Genomic DNA, 24,768 nt, shown 5'->3' with positions numbered 1-24,768 from the left:
CTGCACTGGGCTGCAGATGACTGACAGGATGCCCGCTTAGGCTGGACACATGCACAAGCGAGAGCCGATCTACTCGACCGCTATCAGCGCCGGACGCGCCCTGTTCGGCGTGCTCCGGGTACGCCAGAACGTGACCGGGCTGGAGCAACTGCCCGCCACCGGCGGCGCCGTGCTCGCGATCACCCACTTCGGCTACCTGGACTTCGCCTTGGTCGAGTGGGTCACCTGGCTGCACAATCGCCGACACATCCGCTTCATGGTCAAGAAGGGCGCCTTCGACCAGCCGGTGGTCGGGCGGCTGCTGCGTGGCATGAAGCACATCTCCGTCGATATGGAGAGCGGCGGCGAGGCTTACGGGCAGGCAGTGACCGCGCTCCGCGCGGGCGAACTGCTTGGCGTGTTTCCCGAGGGCGGCGTCAACGCCTCGTTCACCGTGCGCCAGCTGAAGACCGGCGCGGTGCGCATGGCCCAGGCCGCGAACGTACCGATCATCCCGGTGGCCGTGTGGGGTGGTCATCGCCTAATGACCAAGAACCACCGCTCGACGCTGCGGCAACGGGTCGGCGTTCCGGTCAGCATCCGCTTCGGCACGCCGTTTCAAACGGATGCTGCCGGCCAGGACGGTGACGCCGCGGTCGCCACCCTTCGGCTCCACGCGGCCCTGCAGTCCCTGGTCGATGCCGTGCAGTCGGAGTATGCGGTGCCGGGCTCTGGCCAGTGGTGGCAACCCGCGCACCTCGGCGGAACCGCGCCGACCCCGGCCGAGGCCGCCACTGTCGAAGCCGAACGTCGTCGCCGCAAAGCGGCCGCAAAGTTAGCCGCCCAAAAGTAGCCGCGCGGCTCGACCAGGCCCGGACCAAAGGTGCCCGCGCTGGCGGGCACGGCCGCTACCCACAGGGAACCACGGCGGCTTTAGACGGCGGCGCCCGGTACCCGGTAGGTGCGCTCGTGGTAGAGCAGGGCCTCATCGTCGGTGCCCATGCCGCCGCCTTCGATCTGCACCACCACCACGGCATTATTGTGCACCGATACCCGTTCGACAATTCGGCCGATCATCCAGCTGGTCACCCCGGTCAACACGGGAAGCCCATAGGGCCCCGGCTCCCAGTGGTCACCGACGAAGCGTTCGGCATTTGGGCCGGCCAGTTTCTCGGCAATCGCCCGGTTCTGGGCCCCGAGCATGTGGATGACCACGCGCTCGGCCACAGCAATCGCAGCCCAGGAGCTGGCCGACCGGGCCATATTGAAGGTCGCCAGCGGCGGAACGGCCGAGAGTGAGGCGAGGGAGGTGGCGGTGAAGCCGACCGGACTACCGTCGGGCGCGAGCGTCGTGACTGCGGCGACCCCGGCGGCATGACGGCGGAACGCGTGCTTGAACGCCGCCAGGTCATCGGGAGCATTCGGGTCAGCTGCAAGCGGCGGGCCGGCGGGCAGAGTAATAGCGGCTTCACTAATGACTTGGGGTTCAACGTTGCTTTGCATACTCAACCAACAATCTGTTTCACCTTCAGCCTATTCCCGGGCACGGAGTGTCACGGCGCGTTCGGCAGTCCGAGCTGCTGCGCCGGTCGGCACGCAGCGTTCACGGATAGGCTGGGACACGATGATCCAGACTATTGACCTTCGCGGCACAGAGCCGACCCCCGCCGAGCTCCTGGCGTCCGTACCCCGCGCGCTGATCAGTGTCGCCGTCGCCGCCGATATCGCTGCCGAGCTTATTGCCGACGTGCGCGAGCGCGGCGAGGCTGCCCTGCTCGACCAGGCTGAACGTCTCGACCGGGTGCGCCCCGAGCAGGTGCGCGTTCCGGCCAGCCACATTGCCGACGCCATCGCCGGGCTCGACCCGGCCGTGCGCACCGCCATCACCGAGACCATCCGCCGGGTTCGCCTGGCCAGCGCCGCCCAGGTGCCCCCGCACGTGACCACCACGATCGAGGCCGGCGCCACCGTCACTCAACGCTGGCAGCCGGTGAACCGGGTCGGCCTCTACGTTCCCGGCGGCAAGGCGGTCTATCCGTCCAGCGTCGTGATGAACGTCGTACCGGCGCAGGTCTCCGGCGTGCGCTCGATCGCGCTCGCATCGCCGCCGCAAAGCCACTTCGACGGCCGCGTGCACCCGACCATCCTCGCCGTCGCCTCGCTCCTCGGCGTCGATGAGATCTACGCCATGGGCGGCGCGGGCGCGATCGGCGCCCTCGCCTACGGCGTCGAAGACATCGGCCTCGACCCGGTGCAGATCGTCACCGGACCGGGCAACGTCTACGTTGCCGCCGCTAAACGCCTCATTCGCGGCCAGGCTGGGATCGATTCCGAAGCTGGCCCCACCGATATTCTCGTGATAGCGGATGCCGCCGCCGACCCGCTGCTCGTCGCCGCCGACCTGGTCAGCCAGGCCGAGCACGACGAGCTCGCCGCGGCGGTGCTCGTGACCGACTCGTTTGACCTCGCCGAGGCCGTGGCGGCGCGCCTCGCCGTGCTGGCAGCATCCACTACCCACAGCGAACGGGTTCGTGCTGCGCTCGGCGGCCGCCAGTCGGCGATCGTGCTCGTCGATAACCTGCAGATCGCGGCCGCGTTCAGCAATGCCTTCGGGCCGGAACACCTCGAAATTCAGACCGGCGACCCCGATGCCGTGCTGGCCGAGATTGAAAACGCCGGAGCAATCTTTCTTGGCCCGTATTCGCCGGTCAGTCTCGGCGACTACGTCGCCGGATCCAACCACGTGCTGCCCACCGGGGGACAGGCCCGGTTCTCCTCCGCACTCGGCGCCTACACGTTTCTCCGGCCGCAGCAGGTCGTTCGCTACAGCCGCGAAGCCTTGCAGGGCGTCGCCGGTCACATTGCGGCGCTCTCCAACGCCGAGGCGCTCCCCGCGCACGGCGACGCCGTGACCGCGCGGTTCGCTCCCCGGTAGGCCCCGTCGCGCGAGAGCGGCCTGCTCTCGCGGAGCAGCGGAGCAGCGGGGGAGGCCGGGACAGGTAGACTGGCAGCACAATGTTTTGCCCGTTCTGTCGCCACCCCGATTCCCGAGTCATCGACTCGCGCACGAGCGACGACGGCCTCTCGATTCGTCGTCGTCGTCAGTGCCCCGAATGCGGTCGCCGCTTCAGTACCACCGAAACAGCGAGCCTGAACATTATCAAGCGCAGCGGCGTGGTCGAGCCGTTCAGCCGCGAGAAGATCGTCACCGGCGTGCGCAAGGCCTGCCAAGGCAGACCGGTCACCGACTCCGACCTGGCCATGCTGGCCCAGAAGGTTGAAGAGACGATTCGGCAGACTGGGGCGGCACAGATCGAGGCCAACGACATCGGCCTGGCCATCCTCCCGCCGCTACGCGACCTCGACGAGGTCGCATACTTGCGCTTCGCGAGTGTGTATCAGAGCTTTGATTCTCTCGACGACTTCGAAAGCGCCATCGCGCAGTTGCGTACCGAGCACAAGGTTGCTCAGTCCAGCAAACGAGCGCAACCAGCGGATGCTGCTGGCGCCACGGCCGCGTCAGCGGAGTCCACGTCCACCAGTTCCACTAAACCGTAGGCGTAAGGTCCAGGGCGCGATGTATCCACTTTTCTTCAAATTCGTGCTTACCAGGATGGACCCCGAGCGCGCCCACCACCTCGCGTTCATCGTAATCCGTCACCTGCCGAGCTTTGGAATCGGCCGCCTCGTGCACCGTTTCACCCGGCCGCGCACCGACCTCGGCGTCGACACCCTCGGCCTGCACTTCGACTCACCGTTCGGCGTCGCCGCCGGGTTCGATAAAGACGGCGAGGCCGTCATCGGACTCGGCCAGCTCGGATTCGGGCACGTCGAGGTCGGCACCCTCACCGCGCTCGCCCAGCCCGGCAACCCGACCCCGCGACTCTTTCGGTTGGTGGCCGACCGCGCCGTCATTAACCGCATGGGCTTCAACAACCACGGCGCCGCGGCCGCTGTCGATCGACTCGCTCGTGTGCGTGCCGTGCCGGGGCGCCCCGTGCTCGGCATCAACATCGGCAAGAGCCGTGTCACCGCCGTCGAGAATGCGACGGCCGACTACCTACAGAGCGCTAAAACCCTCGCCGCTCTCGCCGACTATCTCGTCGTCAACGTCAGCTCGCCCAACACTCCAGGCCTGCGCGGCCTGCAAGAGCTTGACCAGCTCGCCCCGCTGCTGACCGCGGTCAAACAGGCTGCCGGCGATACCCCGCTGCTCGTGAAGATCGCCCCCGATCTAGCGGATGCCGAGGTCGCCCGCATCGCCACCCTCGCCGTCGAACTGGGCCTCGACGGAATCATCGCGACCAACACCACGATCTCCCGCACCGGCCTGAAAACGGATGCGGCGACCGCCGACGCCGCCGGAGCCGGCGGCCTGTCCGGCGCCCCGCTGGGCCCCCGCTCCCTCGCCATCCTGCACCAGATTCGCGCTGTCGTGCCGGCCGGTTTCTGTGTCATCTCGGTTGGCGGCGTCGACACGGCAGCCCAGGTCGCCGAGCGTCTCGCCGCCGGAGCCACCCTCGTGCAGGGCTACACAGCGTTCCTCTACCGCGGTCCGCTCTGGGCTCGCCAGATCAACCGCGGCCTCGACCGCCTGCTGGCGCCTACGGGCTGAGCGGCCGGGCCGGGCCAGTGCGGCGTAGAACCGGGCTGGCGGAGGCAACCCTTCTTTTTTAGTCATCCGTTCGAAACAAAGTCGAACTCGAATCGATATCTGCCCCACCTACACTGCGATTTCTGGTGCTGTTCTGCCCAGGAAATTCATGATCCACAGCGTCTGTACCACCGCAGCGCCCTTGCACCCTCGAGAGGAATCCCGCAATGACACCATCCAGAGGCTTTTCCACCCATAATCGAGCGGTTGTCCGGGTGGTCAAGGGCGTCGCCACCGCCGCCGTGCTGGCCTTGGCACTGACGGCCTGCGCGGGCAGCGATACCCCGGATGCCGCGGGTACGGCCGGGGAGGGTGCCTCCTTCGGTGACGCGAGCATCCAGTTCAGCTGGATCAAGAACGCCGAGTTCATGGGCGAATACCTCGCCGATCAGAACGGTTACTTCGCCGAGGCCGGTTTCGATGCCGTGGACATGATCGAGGGTCCGGCGTCCATTGAAGCTGCCGTCATCTCGGGCAACGTCGACGTCGGCATCGGCAACGCCATCTCCACCGGAACGATCATCGCCAACGAGGGCGCTCCGCTGAAGATCATCGGCGCCACCTACCAGAAGAACCCGTTCACGATTCTTTCGCTCGCCGACAAGGGCAATATCGCCGGTCTCGACGACCTGAAGGGCAAGACCATCGGCGTGCAGGCGAGCAACCTGAGCCTGTGGGAAGCCTTCCTCGAAATCAACGACATCGACGAGGATTCCCTGACCACCCTTCCGGTGCAGTACGACCCGACCCCGCTGTTCAACGGTGAGGTCGACGGTTGGTTCTCCTACCTGACCAACGAGTCCATCGACGCCGAGCTCCTCGGGCTCGACCCGGTCAACCTGCCGCTGGCCGACTTCGGCCTGCCGTTCGTCGCCGAAACCCTCACCGTGACCGACGACGCGATCAAGAACGACCGGGAGAAGCTCAAAGCCCTGCTGGTCGCCGAGATCCGTGGCTGGACCGACGCTATCAACGACCCGGCCGCCGCGGCGAAACTCACCGTCGACACCTACGGGCCGACCTTCGATCTCACCATCGAGAAGGAAACCCGCCAGGCCGAGATTCAGTCCACCGACCTCGTGGTGAGCGCGGACACCCTGGCCAACGGGCTGTTCACGATCAGCTCTGAGCTGCAGCAGCAGAGCATCGACACGCTCGAAGCGACCGGCCTGACGATCACGGCGAGCCAGTTGTTCGATCTCACCCTGCTCGCCGAGGTCTACGCCGAGAACCCCGACCTGCTCGCGTACAGCAAGTAGCAGCCCGGTCGGCAAGCTTGCGGGGCGCGTCAGCGTTCCGCAAGCCGGTCTGACCGGAACGTAAAATGGGCACCGGACGAGAACCAATCGCTGTCGCCGCTAAGGAGTAAGAAGACGTGAGTAGTATTGATGCCGGTGTTCGTGATTCAGTGGTCCGCGCCGAGGTCGAGGCGGCCGCTTCGGGAACCGGCCTGCATATCTCCCAGTTGCACAAGGTCTTCGCCGCCGGGCGCAAAGAGGTCGTCGCCCTCGACAATGCCAACCTGCACACCGACAAGGGCAGTTTTCTCTCCCTGCTCGGGCCGTCCGGGTGTGGAAAATCCACCATTCTGCGCATCCTCGCCGGGCTCGAGCAGCCAACGAGCGGCACGACCAGGGTGGACGGCAAGAGCCCGCAGGAGCTGCGTGGCGGGCACCAGCTCGGCATCGCCTTCCAGGATTCCGCCCTCCTGCCCTGGCGCAGCGTGCGCTCGAATATCCGTCTGCCGTTCGAAGTCGCTCGCATTCCCGTCGACGATGCCTACATCGACGAACTGATCGCCCTCGTCGGACTGCAGGGCTTTGAGAAGGCCAAGCCCGCGCAGCTCTCCGGCGGCATGAAGCAGCGCGTGTCCATCGCCCGGTCGCTTGTACTCAAACCCTCGGTGCTGCTGCTCGACGAACCCTTCGGGGCCCTCGACGACATGACCAGGCAGCGTCTCAACCTTGAGCTGCTGCGCATCTGGACCCAGAAGCCGGCCACCACGCTCATGGTCACCCACGGCATCGCCGAGGCGATCTTCCTCTCCGACCATGTCGCGGTAATGAGCGCACGTCCCGGTCGGGTCAAGGAAGTCATCGACATCGACCTGCCCCGGCCCCGGTTGCCGGAGATGATGCGTTCGCCCGAGTTTCACTCCCTGCACGACCGTGCCTCCGACCTGCTGTTTAGCGATGCCGCCGTGCAGGGCGACGACCAGTGATTCGAAGTTCGCTGCGCGCCCTGCCCGCCTGGGCGACCGGGCTGATCGGGGTCGCCGGCGTTGTCGCACTGTGGTGGATCAGCGCCGTCACTGTCTTGGCCGAGGTCGGCTCGATGCCGGGCGGCGCGGTGCCGACCCCGCTCGATGTGCTCCGCCAACTGTTCAGCGATGGGCCGGCCTTCTACCTGCCGCACGTCAGCGTCACCGTGCTCGAAGCGCTCATCGGCTTCGCCTGGGGCAACGGGCTTGCCCTGGCCCTCGCCGGCCTCGTGCTGCTACTGCCGCGCATTGAGAAGATCGCCATGCAGATCGCCGTGATCACCTACTGCATCCCGATCGTCGCCATCGGCCCGATCGCCTACATCGTGATCGGCGCGCCGAGCGCCGGCGACCCTGCGGGAACGGCGGTCTTTCTCGCGGCCATATCCGTGTTCTTCACGACCGTGATCGGTTCCCTGGTCGGTCTCAAGGCAGCGGATGCCGCGAGCCTCGACCTCATCACCGTGTACGGCGGCAGCAGATTCACGCAGCTGCGCAAGGTGCGCCTGATCGCGGGGCTGCCCAGTGTGCTGACGGCGCTGCAGATCGCCGCGCCGGCCGCCTTCATCGGGGCGATCCTGGGGGAGTACCTCGGCGGGGTCAGCCGCGGCCTCGGCATCGCCATGCTCGTGGCCGGTTCAACGGCCAACGTCGACCGGGTGTGGAGCCTCGCGCTCGTCGCAGGAGTCACCGCGGGGCTCGGCTACGCGATTTTCGCCGTCATAGTGCGTTTCGCCACGCCGTGGACGACCGGACGGAGCAGTCGATGAGCTTCGCACGAGTCGCAGTCACGACCGTACTGCGCGGACTGCTGACCGGGCTCGTCACCCTCATTCTCGTGCTGCTCGCCTGGCAGGCACTGCTCCTCGTGCTGGACATTTCGCCCTTCTTGGCCAAGGGACCCCTCGACGTCTGGACCTGGCTCGTCACCGTTCCCGAGGCCGCCGATAATCGGGCCCTCATTCTGGGCAACCTCGTGGTGACCCTGAGCGACGCCTTTCTCGGGTTCGTCGCCGGGCTAACCTGTGCCCTGCTGCTCGCGGTCGTGTTCACCCTGTCGCGGGGTATCGAGCATGCCCTCATGCCCATCGCCCTGCTGCTGCGGTCGGTGCCGCTCGTGGCTCTCGTGCCGATCATCAGCCTCATCACCGGGCGCGGACTTACCACCGCGGTCGTGATGGGCGCCATCGTCGTGCTGTTCCCCGCCCTCGTGAACATCGCCTTCGGCCTGCGGTCCTCCTCACCGCAGATCAGCGATGTGATCACGGTCTACGGCGGCAGCGCCGTCACGACCCTGCGCAAGGTGGCATTGCCGAGCTCCCTACCCTCGTTCTTCGCCGCGGTGAAGATCTCGGTGCCCGGCGCTATCACCGGGGCACTCTTGGCCGAGTGGCTGACCACCGGCCAGGGCCTCGGCAACTCGATCGTCGCCGCCGTCGCCAAGGTGCAGAATTCCGAGGTGTGGGCCTCGGTCGTGGTGATCACCACCGTCTCGCTCGCCCTCTACGGCCTGGCCCAGGTCGTCGAGAACCTGGTGCTGCGCCGCATGAGCATGGAGCAGAGCACCGCGGGGTAACCCAACGCGATCACAATCGCTGGTCGTGTCAAAGCCGCTCAGATCAGGCCGGGCTCAAATCAGGCCGTGCTCGGCCAACTGGCTGGACAGGCTGGACCCATCGGGGCCGTACACCCAGGGGGCCTCAGGGCCGCCCTCGATGAGCACGGCGTCGCGGGAACGGCCGCCGGCGAGCACGGCCTCGCTCGCAGAGAGCTGGCGAATGGCCACGGCGGCTACGCTTCCGGGGTAGTCGCGCTGAAAGTCGCTGTAGATGGCTTCGTCGTGCTGGCCATCGTCACCGATCAGAATCCAGCGGATTTGCGGAAACTGTTCGGCGAGCCGCCGCAGGTTGTCGCGTTTGTGGGCACTCCCGCTGCGAAACCAGCGGTCGTGCGTCGGGCCCCAGTCTGTCAGGAGCAGCGCCCCGGCCGGATAGAGGTTGCGGGAGAGAAAGCGCGACAGCGTTGGCGCCACATTCCAGGCGCCGGTGGAAAGGTAGATGACGGGGGCACCCGGCGTGAACGACGCCAGACGCTCGAGGAACACGGCCATCCCCGGGGTCGGCACCCGGGCATGCTCGTCGAGCACAAACGTGTTCCAGGCTGCCAGCAGGGGCCGGGGGAGGGTTGTGACCATGACGGTGTCGTCGACATCAGAAACGACACCGTAGCCGACCGTTGGGGCAACGATGAAGATGGGAGCGTGCTGAACGTCGGAGAATTCGGTGTGCAGTCGGGCGACGTGCCACCCCGGGGGCAATGACACGGGCACCACGGTGTCGACGACCCCGCCCCGGTCGGCCTGCACGTGATGGGTCTGGCCATCGATCTCGATCGTGACCGTGACGTCATTGACCGGAACGCTTGTGAAGCTGCGCCAGCCTCGAATGCCGGCGTCGCGGCCATCCGCTCTCGGACGCTTTTGCCGTTTTTCGGGCTTGTCCGGCTTGGCCAGCAGAACGCGGCAGAGAATGCGCACCCACCCGGTGGAGCCATAGCCGGAATACGGAATGACGGTCGGTCGGTAGCCGCGGCGACGGGCGGAGTGTTCCCGCCGATCGTGCAGCCAATCCTCGATCCGGGCGGCGCGGTGCATGATTCGCACGGGACTGGTCGCGTTCGGCGTGTTGTCTCGGGACTCTGGCACTCCCTTATTCTGCCATGCTTGCTGTGCATCCCCCGATCAGAGATGTATAAATGGGGTTTTACCCCGTATGATGTTGATTTATCTTCAAGGGGGATAAATGCCGCTTAATGGCCTATTGGGTGAAGACGCTGGCGCCGCACTACAGCAGGTGCGCGCTGAGCCGATTCAGCAGCGCAGTGCAGCACGGTTGTCCGGTTTGCTCGATGCCGCAGCTGCGGTCGTGGACGAGGTCGGTTTCGACCGCATCACGACGGCGATGATCGCTGAGCGTGCCGGTGCATCGATCGGTACGGTCTACCGCTATTACCCCGACCGGGTGGCTGTTCTGCACGCCCTGCACGAGCGTGCCGTCGTGCGTTTTCGGCAGCGCGTCGTCGACGAGCTCGGCGCCAGCACCCTTACCACCTGGTGGGACGCTGTCGACTGTGTCGTCACGGCCTTCGTCGGTCTGTACCGTTCAGAGCCCGGCTTTCGCATCGTCAACTTCGATGACCGAGACGGTGTGCCGGCAGCGGATGCCGCGGCCGACGTTGATTTCTTCGCCCGCCGCCTGGCTGATGTGCTCGTGAACGAGTTCAATCTGCCCGCCGGCCCGGAGCTCATCTTTCGCCTCGAGGTCGCTGTCGAAATGGCCGACGCAATATTGGCACGTGCTTTCCACAGCGAGCCGCTCGGTGAAGAACGGTTTATCGCCGAGTGTCGGCTGGTGTTGCGTGAGTACCTCGACCGCTATTACAGCCCGCAGGCGCTCAGCCTCCTCGCCGCTGCGTCGTAGCGGCTGCGCGTCGATCTGCCGATGCATTGCTCGGTGGGGTGGTCGGAATTTGAGGCAGTGGGTTGCCTGTTCGCTCCGGGATGAATTCTTTTTGCGCAATCTGTTTTGCCTGTCGCGTAGAAAAGTGGTTGGGTTAGCATCTGGTTTGTCTGACCCGACTTGATGCGAGGAGCGAGCCACCACGATGATTGAATTCCACTCGGTGACCAAACGGTTCCCCGACGGCACGGTTGCCGTCGATGGCTTCAGCCTCGTGCTGCCCTCGCGCAAAACCACCGTTCTGGTCGGAACCTCGGGGTCAGGAAAAACAACGCTGCTGCGCATGATCAACCGGATGGTCGACCCGTCGAGCGGGTCCATCGAGATTGATGGAGCCGATATAGGCACACTCGAACCGGTCAAACTGCGGCGTGGGATCGGCTACGTCATGCAGAACTCGGGGCTGCTTCCCCATCGCAAGGTCATCGACAACGTCGCCACCGTGCCGATGCTATCGGGGATTCCCAAGAAAAGAGCCCGCAGCGAGGCTCTGCAGTTACTCGACACGGTCGGTCTTGATCGATCACTCGCCAACCGGTACCCGAGTCAGCTCTCCGGCGGCCAGCAGCAAAGAGTCGGAGTGGCACGCGGCCTCGCGGTCAATCCCAACATTCTGCTCATGGATGAGCCCTTCGGCGCCGTTGACCCCATTGTGCGGGCGGAACTGCAGCAGGAGTTGCTGCGCCTGCAGCGGGAACTCGGAAAGACGGTCGTGTTTGTGACGCATGACATTGACGAGGCCTTTTTGCTCGGCGACCAGGTGGTGATTCTGCGTACCGGCGGGCTGATCGCCCAGGTGGGGTCCCCGGCGGAGATCCTGGCCAATCCGGCAGACGATTTTGTGGCAACCTTTGTCGGAGCAGACCGCGGCAAACGCGTGCTGCACCTCGAGTCCCACTCGGACGGCGACGTGCTTGTCGACGCCGATGGACGGCTCGCCGGCGTACTCGCGGGTGGAACGTCCCCGAGTGCCGCCGCTGGAGAAAAGACCGCCCCCGAAGTAAAGGCCGGCCCGTTCGCGGGATCGGGTGCCCCGGCGCAGGGTGGGGATCCCCGGTGACTTGGATATGGTCAAACCTGGACCTCATCTGGGATCGCACTCTCGATCACGTCGTGCTGAGCGTTCCGCCCATCATCCTCAGTTTTCTCCTAGCTGTTCCCCTCGGCTGGCTGGCATACCGCTTCCGCGTTGGCCGTGGCATCATTCTCTCGGGCGTAGGCCTGCTGTACGCCGTACCCTCGCTCCCACTCTTCATCGTGCTTCCTTTCATCGTGGGAACGACCGTTCGTTCGCCGCTCAATCTCATCATCGCCCTGACGCTCTACGGTGTGGCGCTCATGGTGCGAGTGGTGGCCGATGGTCTCGCCTCCGTTGACAGGAACGTTCGACAGTCCGCGATGGCGGTGGGCTTCTCCGAGTGGACCCAATTCTGGCGGGTGGAGTTTCCACTCGCGGGGCCGGTCCTGCTGGCCGGGTTGCGGGTCGTCGCAGTGAGCACGGTCAGTCTCGCTACGGTGGGCGCTGTCATTGGTGCCCAGAGCCTGGGCAGTCTGTTCACCGACGGTTTTCAGCGCGGCATCCAGGCAGAAATCATTGCCGGGATTATCGCCACGGTCGTACTCGCCCTGGCACTGGATGGGGCTCTCGTCCTTCTCGGTCGCCTTCTCATGCCGTGGACGAGATCTGCGCCATCGGCGGCGGCGCGCGCCCCGATGCGCTCTGACAAGGAGGCGGTGGCATGAACTTCTTTGCAGATGCAGTCGCGTGGCTGTTCGATCCGACCAACTATGTGGGATCGAATGCCATCGGCATCCGGGTATTGGAACACCTGGGCTTTACTTTGCTCACACTTGTCTTTGCGTCCGTCATCGCCATACCGCTGGGCTTCTTCATTGGACACACCGGACGCGGGCGTGGCTTGGCCGTCGGAACTGCAGGCGCTTTCCGTTCCATTCCGACCCTGGGGTTGCTCACGCTTGTCGCTCTGTCGGTGGGAATCGGTCTGACCGCACCCTACGCGGCCCTTACAGTGCTCGCGATCCCACCCATTCTCGCGGGGGCATACACCGGCTTCGAAGCGATTGATCGGGCGACCATCGATGCCGCCAGAGCCGTGGGGATGTCGGAGGGGCAGATTGTGCGCAAAGTGGAGCTTCCGCTCAGCCTTCCCCTCTTGATGGGTGGGTTGCGCTCGGCCACGCTGCAAATCGTGGCCACCGCCACACTCGCTGCCTACGTGGCCGACATCGGACTGGGTCGCTTCCTGTTCACGGGGTTGAAAAATCTCGATTATGCGCAGATGCTGGGCGGGTCCATTCTCGTTATTCTGCTCGCGCTGCTGCTTGAGGGCATCTTTACGGTGCTTCAGAAATTGGTTGTTCCCCGCGGAGTTGCGGCCGGACGCCCCACAGACATCTGGGCCGGTTTCACCAAGCTGGCCCGGTGATGGAATTCGCCATCATGAAAGGAAAACGCATGTTCACAGCAAAAAAAGGCCGACTCGCGCTCATCAGTGTGGTCGCGGTTGGGGCCGCAGTAGCCCTTGCAGGGTGCGCGTCCGGTGATCCCCTGGGCAGTGGAAGTGGCGCCACAAGCGCTGCCGACACGCTCGTTGTGGGTTCCCAGGACTACTATTCCAACGAGATCATCGCCGAGATCTACTCGCAGGCATTAGAGGCCAACGGTTTCACCGTCGACCGCACGTTCCGGATAGGCCAGCGTGAGGTGTACCTGCCCGAGCTGGAAGCAGGCGGCGTCGATGTGTTCCCCGAATACACCGGTAGCCTGCTGCAGGCACTCGAACCGAACGCTGTCGGTGGCACGAGCGACGCGATCTACACCGAGCTCCAAGCGGCGCTTCCCTCCACCCTGCGCGTCCTGGACAAAGCGGCGGCCTCAGACCAGAATTCCTGGACCGTGACCCAAGCCTTCGCGGAAAAATACAACCTAACGGACATTGCGTCACTGAAGAATGTCACCGAACCGCTCATGGTTGGTGGCACCTCTGTGCTGGAGACACGTCCGTATGGGCCGGCCGCCCTCAAGGCGAAGTACGGCATCGAAACCGCCGGTTTCACCCCGATTGAGGATGGTGGTGGCCCGCTAACCGTTAAGGCTCTTGTTGATAACGCTATTCAGTTGACCAACATTTATACGGCAAGCCCCAATATCAAGTCAGACAAGCTCGTGGCGCTGAGCGACCCAGATGGTCTCTTCTTCGCGGACAACGTCGTGCCTTTGGTTTCCGAAAAGGTCACCGACAAGGCCGCGTCGGTACTGAACAAGATCAGTGCTGCCCTCAGCGCTGAGGACCTGGTGAGCCTCAACTCCGAGAGCGTCAACGACCAGAAGTCCGCTGAGGCCATCGCGGCGGCCTGGCTCGAAAAGGCAAACCTCTTCTAGCCGTATCGTTTCACCCAAAACCCTCATAACGACCCCGTCTTGGGCCGTGTGAGGGTTTTGTGCGTCTATGCCCGCAACAGCACGATGGCGGGAGCGAGGGCGAGCGCGATCGCGGTCACGAAGACGGCCATGGTGGCGAGGCGGGACAGGGGAAGAGCCTGGTTCATGAGCCGGTACACCCGCGGAGCGACGAGCGCACGCTCCGGCGACGAGATCCATGGCGCGTCCGACTCGCCATCCGCCGCCGCGGCGAGGACCTCCGGTTGTTGCCCCAGCCCCACGAGCGCGATAGCGGTAGCAAGTGTTCGGTCGTCCACGTCGCGGCGTGCGCGATCGTCCGCGATCATTTCGACCAAGAGCGCCACGGCATTTTCGGCGCGATTGGCGATGGGAAACCAGGGTAGGGCGCTGTGCCAACTCTTGAAGGCCAGTAACACCAGGTGATGCTGCTGAACCAGATGGGCTCGTTCGTGGGCGATCACCGCACGCACCTGGTCGGCGTCGAGCAGGCGGAGCAATCCCTTAGACAGCACCGTCGCGGAATGACCAGCACCGGGAAGGCAATAGGCGACCGGGGCAGGATGGTCGATGACGCGCATTCCCGGTTGGCCGTTCAGAGGATCGCTGAGCAGGGCGATGAGAGTGTAGTGGCGGCGTCGCTGTCGCTCGGCGCACACGAAAGTGGCGAACAAATTTAAGAGCAGGTGAGTGCTGAGCAGAATAGCTGCCCCGAGCGCGAGCACGTGGGTGAAACGCGTATCGGCCGGAAGAGTGCCGGACCGTAGGCTGTAGCCGAGGGCGATGACGCTCTGTGGCAGAGCATTACCGAACGGAACAAGACCGTAGAGCAGCAGTGAGCCGATCATTGACATGCCACCGGACAGGGCGATGGCCTGCCAGAGCACGAGGGCGACGTCCGGGGAGCGCGCGGGCCAATCCGAGCGGGCCAGCACCAACGGAAAAGGCCAAGCGAGAATCACGGCAATGACGCCAAGCAGGGCGGCGCTGATGATCACGGGTATCGCAGTTAAGGTCTGGCGGAGTTAGAGGTTGTCGGTCGTCGCAACGCCGAGGAGCTGGCGCAGTGTGTCTGCCTCCTGAGGGGTGACGCCTCCAATGAACCGCACGAGGGCCGCTTGGCGGTCCGGCACCTGCCCGAGTACCTCATGCATGAGCCCGGCCGTGTGGGTCGCACGGGTCATAACAGCGGTGTACGTGTGTGGGCGCACGCTGCGGTCGCGGGTGACGAAACCCTTTGTCTCAAGTCGAGACAACACCGTCAGAACGGTTGTGGTCGCCAGTGGCTTCGTGGGCTTGGTCGCAAGACCCGGGCGCATCAAAGAATCCTTGAGATCGTTGGCGGTCAACGGTGTAGGGGAGTCCCACAGGACATCCATCAGAAGCCGCTCAAGCACGCCCAAATTTGCCATACGCAGCATCTTACGCGGTCGAACTGTAATTTCTACGTGTCGTAGAAAATTGCTGTCGTACCCAGGTTTCTACACAGCGTAGAAGTGTAGTGTTCTACACAGCGTAGAAATTATGCATGATGCGAATAAATGCTGGAGGGCATATGAACGAGTGGTTGGATCCGTTACTCCTCTCACGGTGGCAGTTCGGTCTTACGACCGTTTACCATTTCCTCTTCGTGCCTCTCACCATTGGCATGGCCCTCACGGTCGCCATCTTCCAGACGGCGTGGGTGCGCACCGACAAGGCCAAGTACTTGCAGCTGACGCACTTCTTCGGCAAAATCTTTCTGATCAACTTCGCCATGGGCGTCGTGACGGGAATCGTGCAGGAGTTTCAGTTCGGTATGAACTGGTCGGATTACTCGCGCTTCGTCGGTGACGTGTTCGGGGCCCCGCTCGCGTTCGAGGGCATCCTTGCCTTCTTCCTCGAGGCGACGTTCATCGGCCTGTGGATCTTTGGCTGGGACAAACTGCCGAAGAAGGTGCATCTCGCCACCATCTGGCTCACCGTGATGGGCAGCATCACGTCGGCTTACTTCATCCTCGCGGCCAACGCCTTCATGCAGAACCCGATCGCGTATACCATCAACGCGCAGAAGGGCCGGGCCGAGCTGACTAGCATCGGGGAACTGCTCACCAACCCGATCGCACTGGCGGCGTTCCCGCACACCATCTTCGCGTGTTTCATGGTGTCGGCAGGCCTGATCATTTCGGTGGCGGCCTGGCACCTGGCACGTAACCAGCATTTTGAGACCATGCGCCCAGCTCTCAAATTCGGTCTGTGGATGATGGTCCTAGCCGGCATTGGTACAACACTCGCCGGCGACCAGCTCAGCCTCGTGATGGGTGAGGTGCAGCCGATGAAAATGGCAGCCGCCGAGGCGCTTTACCACACGGCCACCGGAGCCAACGCGTCGTTCTCCCTCTTTACACTCGGCACGCCCGACGGTGTGCACGAACTCTTCTCGATCCGCATCCCTTACCTGCTCTCGTTCCTCTCGACCCACACCTTCGACGGCACCGTGCAGGGCATTAACAACTTGCAGGCCCAGTACGTTTCGACGTACGGCCCCGGCGACTACACGCCCACCATCTGGATCACCTATTGGGCGTTCCGCTGGATGATCGCTCTCGGTCTCGTACACATGCTCGTGGCCGTCGTTGGGCTGTTTCTCACCCGCAAGGGACGGATGCCGAAGCAGAATTGGGTATGGAAGCTCGCTATTTGGAGCTTCCCCGCTTCGCTACTCGCGATGACGGTCGGCTGGGTATTCACCGAAATGGGCCGCCAGCCGTGGCTCGTGTTTGGTCTGCTGAGAACGCAGGACGGCGTTTCACCCGGCGTGACCGGCGTGGAAATTCTCATCTCCCTGATCGCCTTCACGGTGCTCTACGGCATTCTCGTGGTGGTCGAGTTCAAACTCATCCTGAAAGCCGTTCAGAAAGGGCCGGACGATGCTCCGGTTCTCGACGCCGAGTCCGGCGAAGTCAAGCACACCGCCACGGTCTATTAAGACGGGTCTAGGGGAATACAAAATGGATCTCACAATTCTTTGGTTCTGGATCATCGCTGTCATGTTCGTTGGGTACTTCGTGCTCGATGGATTCGATTTTGGGGTCGGCATGTCTCTTCCATTCCTGGGCCGGGACGACACCGATCGCCGCGTTCTCATCAACACCATCGGTCCGGTTTGGGACCTTAACGAGACCTGGGTGATCGTGGCTGGGGCGTCATTGTTCGCGGCGTTCCCCGAATGGTACGCAACGATGTTCAGCGGTTTCTACCTCCCGCTCGTGCTTATTCTGGTGGCCCTGATCGTGCGCGGGGTGTCGTTTGAATACCGGCACCAACGCCCCGAATCTTCGTGGAAGAAATGGTTTGACGGCATGATTATCGTCGGATCGGCCGTTCCTGCATTGCTCTGGGGTGTGGCTTTCGCGAACATCGTGCGCGGCGTGAACCTCGACGTCAACCACAACTACACCGGTACCTTCTTTGACCTACTCAACCCGTATGCCCTGCTCGGTGGGGTCACCACTCTGCTGCTGTTCTTTGTGCACGGTGTGGTCTTCATCTCGCTCAAGACCGAGGGTGACATTAGACTGCGGGCACGCAAGCTCGCCACCAAAGCCGGCATCCTGATGCTCGTTGTCGCGGCTACCTTCCTGGTGTGGACGATCTTTGCCTACGGCACCGTGGCATCCGCTCTTCTGGCTGCCGTGGCGGCTGGTGCACTCATCGCATCGTTCCTCGCCAACCTGCGCGGGGCCGAGCGGCTCGCATTCGGCTTGATGGCCGGCGCTATCGGGTTGGTCGTGCTGAGCTTGTTCGCTTCGCTGTTTCCCGAGGTCATGCCGGCGAGTAACGACCCAGCCAACAGCCTGACCATCGCCAACGCCTCCTCGTCGGCATACACGCTGGGTGTGATGAGCTGGACGGCACTGATCGGAATGCCCGTCATTCTGCTCTATCAGGGTTGGACCTACTGGGTGTTCCGCAAGCGCATTGGTCGGGCCCATATTGAGGTCTCTGTTCACTAGCTCGCCCCTGACGAGTACCCCGTTGACCAGCACACCCGTGACACGCGCTGTGGGAGAATAAGGCAGTGCGCCCCCTGGATCCTCGCCTTCTTCGTTATGCCTCAGCGGCGCGCCGGTTTCTTCTCATTGGCGCGCTGCTCGGGTTCGCACAAACCCTCGTTGTCGTCGCCTTCGCATGGTTTCTCACCCGAGCAATCACCCTCCTGGTGGCGGGGGAGCCCCTCACTGAGATCGTACCCACGCTGGTCGCCCTGGCCGCGGTCATTGTGCTGCGGTCTCTGCTGATCTGGTTGCTGGAAGTCGCGGCCAACCGCGGTGCGGCGCAGGTAAAGAGTCAACTGCGCGCCAAGGTCATGGCCAAGCTCGCCGAGCGCGGCCCCGACTGGGTCGCCTCGCAGCAGAGTGCACGCCTGGCGACCGTTGTCACGACCGGCCTCGACGCACTCGACAACTACTTCGCGCGGTATCTGCCGCAGCTGTTGCTGACCGCGATCGCCACGCCGATTCTGATCGCGGTAATGCTCTGGCAAGACCTGCCCAGCGGCCTCACCGTCATCATCGTGATCCCGCTCATCCCCGTGTTCATGATTCTCATCGGCCGGGTCACCCAGTCGGTACAGCGGGACCAGTGGCAGGCACTGCAACGCCTCTCCACCGGGTTTCTCGACGTGGTCGGCGGCCTCGGCACCCTCAAGATCTACGGCCGGGAACGCCGTCAGTTTGATCGCATTCGTTCCATCACCGAGCAGTACCGCACCCGTACCATTAAGGTGCTGCGGGTCTCCTTTCTGAGCGGCTTCGTGCTCGAACTGGCCGCGAGTCTCTCGGTCGCTCTCATCGCCGTGTCGATTGGCCTGCGGCTCATCGACGGCACGCTGCTGCTCGGCGTCGGGCTGTTCGTTCTGCTGCTGGCCCCCGAGGCGTTTCTGCCGGTGCGCCAGGTCGGAGCGCAATTTCACGCCGCGGCCGACGGCCTGGCCGCTGCCGAAGAGCTGTTCAAGATTCTCGACGACGACTTCAATAAAGCGGATGCCCCGGCGCCGGTCGATCCTGCGGCTGCGCCGGTCGCGCTGGGAGGCCTCGGTGCCGGCGCGCTGCGCCTGGTCGACGTGTCTATTCGGCGCGGCGACACCGTCGTGATCGACCGGCTGGACGCCGAATTCGCCTCCGGGCAAATTAGCGTGCTGCGCGGCGTGAGCGGAGTAGGTAAATCCACCCTCGTCGCCGCCCTGCTCGGCTTCGTTCCCCTGACCGGCGCAGTGACGCTCGGCGGCGTTGCCGTGGCAGCCGGGCCGAGTCGGCCGTGGCTGGCCTGGGCCGGCCAGCGACCCGGCCTGTTCCGGGGAACGGTGGCCGAGAATGTGGCGCTGGGGGCGGCATCCACTGGCCTGGGCACGCCCACGGGCACTCTGGTCGCTCAGGCGCTCGACTGGGCGGGGGCCGCTGAGGTTTCACCGGCCACGGTGCTCGGGGTCAACGGCGACGGGCTTTCGGGCGGGCAGGCGCAGCGCGTCGCCGTCGCGCGGGCCATCTACCGGGCCCTCGCGACCGAGTGCCAGGTCGTGATTCTGGACGAACCCAGCTCGGCGCTCGACGTCGACGCCGAGGCCGGCCTGCTCGCCGGGCTGCGCCGACTGGCCGATCAGGGCCGCGTCGTGATCGTGGTCAGCCACCGTCCGGGCGTCCTGGCCGCAGCTGACCATATGATCGAACTGCAGGAGCTGATTCATGTCTGACCGGACGCCGACCCCGGCCGCGCGCGACGTACTGCGGCTCGCCCAGCCGCGCCCGCGCTGGTTTGCTCCAGGCCTGCTGGCCGGCGTGACGAGCGCCGTCATGGCGGTGGCGCTGCTGGCCTGCTCGGCCTGGCTCATTACCCGCGCCGCCGAAATGCCGTCCCTGGCCTATCTGGGCATGGCCGTCGTCGGCGTGCGTGCCTTCGCCATCTTTCGGTCCGTGTTTCGCTACCTGGAGCGCCTGACCAGCCACGATGCCGCATTCCGGCAACTCGCCGAACTACGCCTGGGCATCTTTCGTCGTATCGTTCCGGTCGCCCCGGCCGGCCTGGCCCAGACCGGGCGCGGCGATCTGCTCACCCGCCTCGTGCGCGACGTCGATGACCTGCAAGACCTGCCGCTGCGGGTTGTGCAACCGCTGCTGGTCGCGGGAATCACCGCCCTGCTCAGCGTGATCGGCATCTGGCTGATCGTGCCGGCCGCCGGCCTCACCCTGCTCGTCTGCCTGCTGTTGGCCGGAGTGCTCGGCACCCTCGTCTCCGGCAGCCTGGCCGCCCGGGCGGAGGGGGAGCTCGCACCGCTCCGCGGCACCCTCGCCGATGAGGTGCTCGAAATCGTGGAAAACCTCGACGTGCTCACCGCCTTCGACGCCCTCAGGCCGCGTCTCGCCGCGCTCGCCCGCACCGATGAGCGCCTGCGTCGGGCCACCTTGCGCCGCTCGGTCGGAGTGGGTGTGCAATCGGCCGTCGTTGCGCTGTTTGCCGGTGCGGCAACGCTGGGCGCGCTCTACTTCGGCATTCCCGCGCTCGATGGCGGCGGCGGACTCCTCAGCCCGGACCTGCTCGGCCCGACCCTCATCGTCGCCGTGCTCGTGCCGCTGGCCGTATTCGAGGTGTTCGGAATGATTCCGCTCGCCGCCTCGGCCTGGCGCCAGGTGCGGGTGAGCGCGCGGCGCGTCGCCGAGGTTGTTCCGGCTTCGCCACCGGCTGAGATTCCCGTCGATGTTCCGAACCCCCGGCCGTTGCGGGCAACCCCGGTCGTGCTCGAACTGACCGACCTGGGGGCCAGCTGGCCCGGCCAGACCGAACCGGGTGTGGCCGGTGTGGCCCTTCGGCTCGCGCCGGGGGACCGGGTGCACCTGGCCGGACCGAGTGGTGCCGGCAAGACCACCCTCGCGCAGGCCCTGGTGCGGTTTCTGGACTACACCGGTTCGTACCGTCTGAACGGGGTCGAAGCCCGCCTGCTCGCCCAGACCGACGTGCGGCGGGTGGTCGGACTGTGCGAGCAGCGCCCGTGGTTATTTGACGACAGCATCCGTCAAAATCTGCTGTTTGCCCGCGATGCTGCCACCGACGCCGAGTTGTTGGCCGTGCTGGCCCGCGTCGGACTGGCCGAATGGGTCGCAGCGCGCGGCGGCCTCGATGCCCGGGTCGGGGAGCGCGGTGCTCTGGTCTCCGGCGGACAGGCTCAGCGGATTGCCCTGGCCAGGGCCCTGCTGGCCGATTTTCCGGTGCTCATCGTCGACGAACCCACCGCGAACGTCGACAGTGCCCAGGCGGATGCCCTCGTGCGCGACCTGCTGAGAGCTGCGGCCGACGCCCACCGGGCCGTGCTGCTCATCTCCCACACGCCGGTGCCGGACGACCTGGTGACGGCCCGGGTGACCCTGTCCGCCCGGGCTTAGTCCATGTGACGCAGCTCGCGGCGGTGCAGCCATTTCTTGATCAGGAACACCGCGAGTACGAACAGTGCGATCACGCCGACGAACAGGTAGCCGGCGAAGTGCAGGCTGCCGCTGAGCTCGCGGTAGCCGCCGGCCGCCGCCGACCCGACGGTGACATAGGCGAGTGACCAGATAACGCAGGCGGGCACGGTCCAGGCCATGAAGGTGCGGTAGCGCATATGGCTCATTCCGACGGTGACCGGAATGAGGGAGTGCAGCACCGGCAGAAACCGGGAGATGAACACGGCCAAACCACCGCGCCGGTCGAGGTAGTTCTCGGCGCGAATCCAGTTGTGTTCGCCAATGCGGCGGCCCAGCCGGCTTGCACGGATGAACGGTCCGAAGTGGTGGCCGAGCGCGAAGCCGATGCTCTCCCCGCCCAGGGCGCCGACGATCACGGCGAGCACGAGCGTGACAAATTCGACCGGGCCGGAGACCGCCGTGCTGGCGACGATCACTATGGTGTCGCCGGGAACGACCAGGCCGACCAGCACGGAAGTTTCCAGCAGCATGCCCAAAAAGGCCAGGAGTGTTCGAACGACCGGGTCGACGCTGGATACGGTGTCGAGGATCCACGTGAGGATGTCATTCATTTCGCTCAGCCTACGTGCTACGCCTGAATCAACAAGGCCGGGCTCTCTGGCGGCCCGGGCGGCCAGCTGCGAAGGCTTCGTGCCTCGTGCGACCTTGGAGTCGCTGCGTCCTAGTAATCTAAGGGGGGGGGTACACCGGCGCTTTGTTGCGCGTGCACCTCGTATCAATCATGTCTAACCCCTGCAATGAATGAGAGTCACGTGGTTCACGAGCACGAAAGCGTCCGCATCGATTCGAGCGTTGAGAGCGACGAAGAAGTGTATGACTTCGCCGCGATCCAGGCGAAGTGGCAACCCATCTGGGAGGAGCTCGCTCCGTTCAAGACGAGCGGTGAGGGCGACACCCGCCCGCGCAAGTACGTGCTCGATATGTTCCCGTACCCCTCCGGCGACCTGCACATGGGCCACGCCGAGGTCTATGCGCTCGGCGACGTCGTCGCCCGCTACTGGCGTCACCAGGGTTTCAACGTGCTGCACCCGATCGGCTGGGATTCCTTCGGCCTGCCCGCCGAGAACGCCGCCATCAAGCGGGGTATCGACCCGCGCGGCTGGACCTACGACAACATCAAGCAGCAGAAGAAGAGCATGAAGCTCTACGCGACCAGCTTCGACTGGGACCGCGAACTGCATACGAGCGACCCCGAATATTACAAGTGGACCCAGTGGCTGTTCCTGCAGCTGTACAAGAAGGGCCTGGCCTACCGCAAGGACAGCTGGGTCAACTGGGACCCGATCGACCAGACCGTACTCGCCAACGAGCAGGTGCTGGCCGACGGCACGAGCGACCGCAGCGGCGCCGTCGTCGTGAAGAAGAAACTCACCCAGTGGTACTTCAAGATCACCGACTACGCCGACCGTCTGCTGGATGACCTCAATCAGCTCGAGGGCACCTGGCCGGCCAAGGTGCTCAATATGCAGCGCAACTGGATCGGCCGCTCCATCGGAGCGGATGTCGACTTCCAGGTCGAGGGACGCACCGAACGCGTTACCGTGTTCACCACCCGGCCGGACACGCTGTTCGGCGCGACGTTCATGGTCGTCGCCCCGGATTGCGACCTCGCCGCTGAACTCGTCGCCGAGGCGACGCCCGAGGTTCAGGAAGCCTTCCAGGATTACCTCGTGCAGGTTCAGCGCAGCACCGAGATCGAGCGTCAGGCCACCGACCGGCCCAAGACCGGCGTGTTCATCGGCCGCTACGCGATCAACCCGGTCAACGGGGAACGCCTCCCGATCTGGGCGGCGGACTACGTGCTTGCCGACTACGGTACCGGCGCGATCATGGCCGTGCCGGCCCACGACCAGCGCGACCTCGATTTCGCCCGCGCCTTCGACCTGCCCGTGCGCGTCGTCGTCGATACCAACTCGCCGGCTACCGGCATGATCCCGGTGATCACCCAGGGCATGCTCGACGGCACCGAAGAGCTGCCGGCGCTCGACCCGCTCAGTACCGGCATCGCTCTGGCGGGCGAGGGCCGCCTCATCAACTCCGGTCCGCTCAACGGCCTGAGCAAGATCACCGCGATCAAGCGCATCGTCGAGCAGCTCGCCGCCGACGGGCTCGGCCGGTCGGCTAAGAACTATCGTCTGCGCGACTGGCTGGTTTCCCGGCAGCGTTACTGGGGCGCTCCGATCCCGATCATCCACGGCGCCGATGGCGCAGAGATCCCGGTCCCCGAAGACCAGCTGCCGGTGCTGCTGCCGCCGGCAGAGGGCCTCGACCTGAAGCCCCGGGGAACGTCGCCGCTCGGCGGCGCGACCGACTGGGTCAACGTGCCGAACCCGATAGACGGCACTCCGGCGACACGCGACGCCGACACCTTGGACACCTTCGTCGATAGCTCCTGGTACTTTTTGCGGTTCCTGAACCCGAGTGATGACACCAAGGCCTTCGACCCGAAGGACGCCGAAAAGTGGGCACCGGTTGACCAGTACGTCGGCGGCGTCGAGCACGCCATTCTGCACCTGCTGTACGCGCGATTCATTACGAAGTTCCTCTTCGACGAGGGCTATGTGAGCTTCACCGAGCCGTTCACCGCGCTGCTCAACCAGGGCATGGTGATTCTCGACGGCGCCAAGATGAGCAAGAGCAAGGGCAACCTGGTCTACTTCACCGAGGAGATCGAACGCCACGGCGTTGACGCCGTACGCCTCACGATGGCCTTCGCCGGCCCGCCCGAAGACGACATCGATTGGTCTGACGTTTCCCCGGTCGGCTCGGCCAAGTTCCTGGCCCGCGCCTGGCGCGTCGCCCGCGACGTCACGAGTGCGCCCGATGTGGAGTGGAAGACGGGCGACGTCACCCTGCGCCGTGTCACCCACCGGTTCTTGTCCGACGCACCCGGCCTGGTGGAGTCGTTCAAGTTCAACGTCGTCGTCGCCCGCCTGATGGAGCTCGTCAACGCGACCCGCAAGGTCATCGATACCGGTGCCGGGCCAGCGGATGCCGCCGTGCGCGAAGCCGCCGAAGCCACCGCCATGGCGCTGAACCTGTTCGCCCCCTACGCCGCGGAGGACATGTGGGAGCACCTCGGCTACGAGCCGTGCATAGCCCTCGTGCCGTGGCGCAAGGCCGAGCAGACCCTGCTCGTGCAGGAATCGGTCACCGCGGTCGTCCAGGTCGACGGCAAGATGCGCACCCTCCTCGAGGTATCGCCGAAAATCTCGAGCGAAGACCTGGAGAAGATGGCGCGGGAAGCCGCCGCGGTCATCCGTTCGATCGGTGATCGCGAGATCATCAAGGTGATCGTGCGCGTGCCGAAGCTCGTCTCCTTCGTCACCCGCCCATAGCCCGGGGCAAAATCGGGCCGCGGTCGATCCCCCGCAGGATCGGCCGGGGTCTTCTCCACAGGCCCGTCCTGCTTTCTCTGCGCACAGATGGGGCATCCGACC

General features: G+C 64.9%; 23 protein-coding genes. 18 read left to right on the top strand and 5 right to left on the bottom strand.

Features of this window, described 5'->3' with window-relative positions; genetic code table 11:
• The first annotated feature begins 49 nt into the window (after positions 1-49).
• Positions 50-832, top strand: coding sequence for a 1-acyl-sn-glycerol-3-phosphate acyltransferase (locus E3T31_RS13020; RefSeq protein WP_134469051.1), 783 nt, complete (start codon positions 50-52; stop codon positions 830-832).
• A gap of 80 nt (positions 833-912) precedes the next feature.
• On the opposite strand, the gene E3T31_RS13015 is transcribed toward E3T31_RS13020, so the two are convergent.
• Positions 913-1,482, bottom strand: a complete 570-nt coding sequence (locus tag E3T31_RS13015; protein ID WP_134469050.1) for a flavin reductase family protein — start codon at positions 1,480-1,482, stop codon at positions 913-915.
• A 121-nt stretch (positions 1,483-1,603) separates the two neighbouring features.
• On the opposite strand from E3T31_RS13015, the gene hisD reads away from it, so the two are divergent.
• The 7 genes from hisD to E3T31_RS12980 all read left to right on the top strand — a co-directional run bounded on the left by hisD (position 1,604) and on the right by E3T31_RS12980 (position 8,469).
• Positions 1,604-2,914: a histidinol dehydrogenase gene (gene hisD, locus E3T31_RS13010; protein ID WP_134469049.1), complete on the top strand. Its 1,311-nt coding sequence runs from the start codon at positions 1,604-1,606 to the stop codon at positions 2,912-2,914.
• Between the two features lie 80 nt (positions 2,915-2,994).
• Positions 2,995-3,537 (top strand): transcriptional regulator NrdR, encoded by a 543-nt coding sequence (gene nrdR, locus E3T31_RS13005; protein ID WP_134469048.1) that lies wholly within the window; start codon positions 2,995-2,997, stop codon positions 3,535-3,537.
• Between the two features lie 19 nt (positions 3,538-3,556).
• Complete coding sequence (locus E3T31_RS13000) at positions 3,557-4,594, top strand: quinone-dependent dihydroorotate dehydrogenase (RefSeq protein WP_134469047.1); 1,038 nt, start codon at positions 3,557-3,559, stop codon at positions 4,592-4,594.
• Between the two features lie 206 nt (positions 4,595-4,800).
• Positions 4,801-5,892, top strand: a complete 1,092-nt coding sequence (locus E3T31_RS12995) for an ABC transporter substrate-binding protein (RefSeq protein WP_134469046.1) — start codon at positions 4,801-4,803, stop codon at positions 5,890-5,892.
• 125 nt (positions 5,893-6,017) lie between these two features.
• Positions 6,018-6,854 carry an ABC transporter ATP-binding protein gene (locus tag E3T31_RS12990; protein WP_241977954.1) on the top strand — a complete coding sequence of 279 codons (837 nt, stop codon included), beginning with the start codon at positions 6,018-6,020 and terminating at the stop codon, positions 6,852-6,854.
• Positions 6,851-7,663, top strand: a complete 813-nt coding sequence (locus E3T31_RS12985; protein ID WP_241977897.1) for an ABC transporter permease — start codon at positions 6,851-6,853, stop codon at positions 7,661-7,663. The genes E3T31_RS12990 and E3T31_RS12985 overlap by 4 nt, the downstream gene beginning before the upstream one ends.
• Positions 7,660-8,469 (top strand): ABC transporter permease, encoded by an 810-nt coding sequence (locus tag E3T31_RS12980; protein WP_134469045.1) that lies wholly within the window; start codon positions 7,660-7,662, stop codon positions 8,467-8,469. Before E3T31_RS12985 ends, E3T31_RS12980 begins: the two co-directional genes overlap by 4 nt.
• Before the next feature lie 54 nt (positions 8,470-8,523).
• Here E3T31_RS12980 and E3T31_RS12975 read toward each other — a convergent pair whose 3' ends face one another.
• The gene (locus E3T31_RS12975) at positions 8,524-9,546 is read right to left on the bottom strand and encodes an App1 family protein (protein WP_092450735.1); all 1,023 of its coding nucleotides are present in this window, start codon (positions 9,544-9,546) and stop codon (positions 8,524-8,526) included.
• A 148-nt stretch (positions 9,547-9,694) separates the two neighbouring features.
• Here E3T31_RS12975 and E3T31_RS12970 point away from each other — a divergent pair, with 148 nt between their 5' ends.
• The 5 genes from E3T31_RS12970 to E3T31_RS12950 all read left to right on the top strand — a co-directional run bounded on the left by E3T31_RS12970 (position 9,695) and on the right by E3T31_RS12950 (position 13,814).
• Entirely contained in the window at positions 9,695-10,372 is a 678-nt protein-coding gene (locus tag E3T31_RS12970) for a TetR/AcrR family transcriptional regulator (RefSeq protein ID WP_134469044.1), read from the top strand.
• A 184-nt stretch (positions 10,373-10,556) separates the two neighbouring features.
• Positions 10,557-11,471: an ABC transporter ATP-binding protein gene (locus tag E3T31_RS12965; RefSeq protein ID WP_134469043.1), complete on the top strand. Its 915-nt coding sequence runs from the start codon at positions 10,557-10,559 to the stop codon at positions 11,469-11,471.
• Entirely contained in the window at positions 11,468-12,154 is a 687-nt protein-coding gene (locus E3T31_RS12960; protein ID WP_134469042.1) for an ABC transporter permease, read from the top strand. Before E3T31_RS12965 ends, E3T31_RS12960 begins: the two co-directional genes overlap by 4 nt.
• Positions 12,151-12,858: an ABC transporter permease gene (locus E3T31_RS12955; protein WP_092450489.1), complete on the top strand. Its 708-nt coding sequence runs from the start codon at positions 12,151-12,153 to the stop codon at positions 12,856-12,858. The genes E3T31_RS12960 and E3T31_RS12955 overlap by 4 nt, the downstream gene beginning before the upstream one ends.
• A gap of 29 nt (positions 12,859-12,887) precedes the next feature.
• Entirely contained in the window at positions 12,888-13,814 is a 927-nt protein-coding gene (locus E3T31_RS12950) for an ABC transporter substrate-binding protein (protein ID WP_134469041.1), read from the top strand.
• Positions 13,815-13,879: 65 nt separating this feature from the next.
• On the opposite strand, the gene E3T31_RS12945 is transcribed toward E3T31_RS12950, so the two are convergent.
• A complete protein-coding gene (locus E3T31_RS12945; RefSeq protein ID WP_241977895.1) occupies positions 13,880-14,830 on the bottom strand; it encodes a M56 family metallopeptidase in 951 nt (316 codons plus the stop codon).
• Between the two features lie 27 nt (positions 14,831-14,857).
• Positions 14,858-15,244, bottom strand: coding sequence for a BlaI/MecI/CopY family transcriptional regulator (locus E3T31_RS12940; protein ID WP_134443094.1), 387 nt, complete (start codon positions 15,242-15,244; stop codon positions 14,858-14,860).
• A gap of 143 nt (positions 15,245-15,387) precedes the next feature.
• Between E3T31_RS12940 and E3T31_RS12935 the strand changes: the two genes are divergently transcribed.
• The 4 genes from E3T31_RS12935 to cydC all read left to right on the top strand — a co-directional run bounded on the left by E3T31_RS12935 (position 15,388) and on the right by cydC (position 21,247).
• Positions 15,388-16,800, top strand: coding sequence for a cytochrome ubiquinol oxidase subunit I (locus E3T31_RS12935; RefSeq protein WP_134469358.1), 1,413 nt, complete (start codon positions 15,388-15,390; stop codon positions 16,798-16,800).
• Positions 16,801-16,822: 22 nt separating this feature from the next.
• The gene (gene cydB / locus E3T31_RS12930; protein WP_134469039.1) at positions 16,823-17,827 is read left to right on the top strand and encodes a cytochrome d ubiquinol oxidase subunit II; all 1,005 of its coding nucleotides are present in this window, start codon (positions 16,823-16,825) and stop codon (positions 17,825-17,827) included.
• Between the two features lie 65 nt (positions 17,828-17,892).
• Entirely contained in the window at positions 17,893-19,563 is a 1,671-nt protein-coding gene (gene cydD / locus E3T31_RS12925) for a thiol reductant ABC exporter subunit CydD (RefSeq protein WP_134469038.1), read from the top strand.
• The gene (gene cydC / locus E3T31_RS12920; protein ID WP_134469037.1) at positions 19,556-21,247 is read left to right on the top strand and encodes a thiol reductant ABC exporter subunit CydC; all 1,692 of its coding nucleotides are present in this window, start codon (positions 19,556-19,558) and stop codon (positions 21,245-21,247) included. Before cydD ends, cydC begins: the two co-directional genes overlap by 8 nt.
• On the opposite strand, the gene E3T31_RS12915 is transcribed toward cydC, so the two are convergent.
• Entirely contained in the window at positions 21,244-21,879 is a 636-nt protein-coding gene (locus E3T31_RS12915; RefSeq protein WP_092450475.1) for a DedA family protein, read from the bottom strand. The genes cydC and E3T31_RS12915 overlap by 4 nt on opposite strands.
• 201 nt (positions 21,880-22,080) lie before the next feature.
• Here E3T31_RS12915 and leuS point away from each other — a divergent pair, with 201 nt between their 5' ends.
• The gene (gene leuS / locus E3T31_RS12910; RefSeq protein WP_370304575.1) at positions 22,081-24,666 is read left to right on the top strand and encodes a leucine--tRNA ligase; all 2,586 of its coding nucleotides are present in this window, start codon (positions 22,081-22,083) and stop codon (positions 24,664-24,666) included.
• The last annotated feature ends 102 nt before the right edge of the window (positions 24,667-24,768 follow it).

Origin of the sequence: Cryobacterium sp. TMS1-13-1, from assembly GCF_004403125.1 — a bacterium.
Taxonomy (GTDB): domain Bacteria; phylum Actinomycetota; class Actinomycetes; order Actinomycetales; family Microbacteriaceae; genus Cryobacterium; species Cryobacterium levicorallinum.
Note: the sequence above shows the minus strand (reverse complement) of the source record. Positions and strands in the feature narration are given on the sequence as shown.

Coding starts and splice junctions, on each gene's coding strand:
- E3T31_RS13020 (WP_134469051.1), top strand. CDS start 50: ATGCACAAGCGAGAGCCGATCTACTCGACCGCTATCAGCGCCGGACGC.
- E3T31_RS13015 (WP_134469050.1), bottom strand. CDS start 1,482: ATGCAAAGCAACGTTGAACCCCAAGTCATTAGTGAAGCCGCTATTACT.
- hisD (WP_134469049.1), top strand. CDS start 1,604: ATGATCCAGACTATTGACCTTCGCGGCACAGAGCCGACCCCCGCCGAG.
- nrdR (WP_134469048.1), top strand. CDS start 2,995: ATGTTTTGCCCGTTCTGTCGCCACCCCGATTCCCGAGTCATCGACTCG.
- E3T31_RS13000 (WP_134469047.1), top strand. CDS start 3,557: ATGTATCCACTTTTCTTCAAATTCGTGCTTACCAGGATGGACCCCGAG.
- E3T31_RS12995 (WP_134469046.1), top strand. CDS start 4,801: ATGACACCATCCAGAGGCTTTTCCACCCATAATCGAGCGGTTGTCCGG.
- E3T31_RS12980 (WP_134469045.1), top strand. CDS start 7,660: ATGAGCTTCGCACGAGTCGCAGTCACGACCGTACTGCGCGGACTGCTG.
- E3T31_RS12975 (WP_092450735.1), bottom strand. CDS start 9,546: ATGCACCGCGCCGCCCGGATCGAGGATTGGCTGCACGATCGGCGGGAA.
- E3T31_RS12970 (WP_134469044.1), top strand. CDS start 9,695: ATGCCGCTTAATGGCCTATTGGGTGAAGACGCTGGCGCCGCACTACAG.
- E3T31_RS12965 (WP_134469043.1), top strand. CDS start 10,557: ATGATTGAATTCCACTCGGTGACCAAACGGTTCCCCGACGGCACGGTT.
- E3T31_RS12955 (WP_092450489.1), top strand. CDS start 12,151: ATGAACTTCTTTGCAGATGCAGTCGCGTGGCTGTTCGATCCGACCAAC.
- E3T31_RS12950 (WP_134469041.1), top strand. CDS start 12,888: ATGTTCACAGCAAAAAAAGGCCGACTCGCGCTCATCAGTGTGGTCGCG.
- E3T31_RS12940 (WP_134443094.1), bottom strand. CDS start 15,244: ATGGCAAATTTGGGCGTGCTTGAGCGGCTTCTGATGGATGTCCTGTGG.
- E3T31_RS12935 (WP_134469358.1), top strand. CDS start 15,388: ATGAACGAGTGGTTGGATCCGTTACTCCTCTCACGGTGGCAGTTCGGT.
- cydB (WP_134469039.1), top strand. CDS start 16,823: ATGGATCTCACAATTCTTTGGTTCTGGATCATCGCTGTCATGTTCGTT.
- cydC (WP_134469037.1), top strand. CDS start 19,556: ATGTCTGACCGGACGCCGACCCCGGCCGCGCGCGACGTACTGCGGCTC.
- E3T31_RS12915 (WP_092450475.1), bottom strand. CDS start 21,879: ATGAATGACATCCTCACGTGGATCCTCGACACCGTATCCAGCGTCGAC.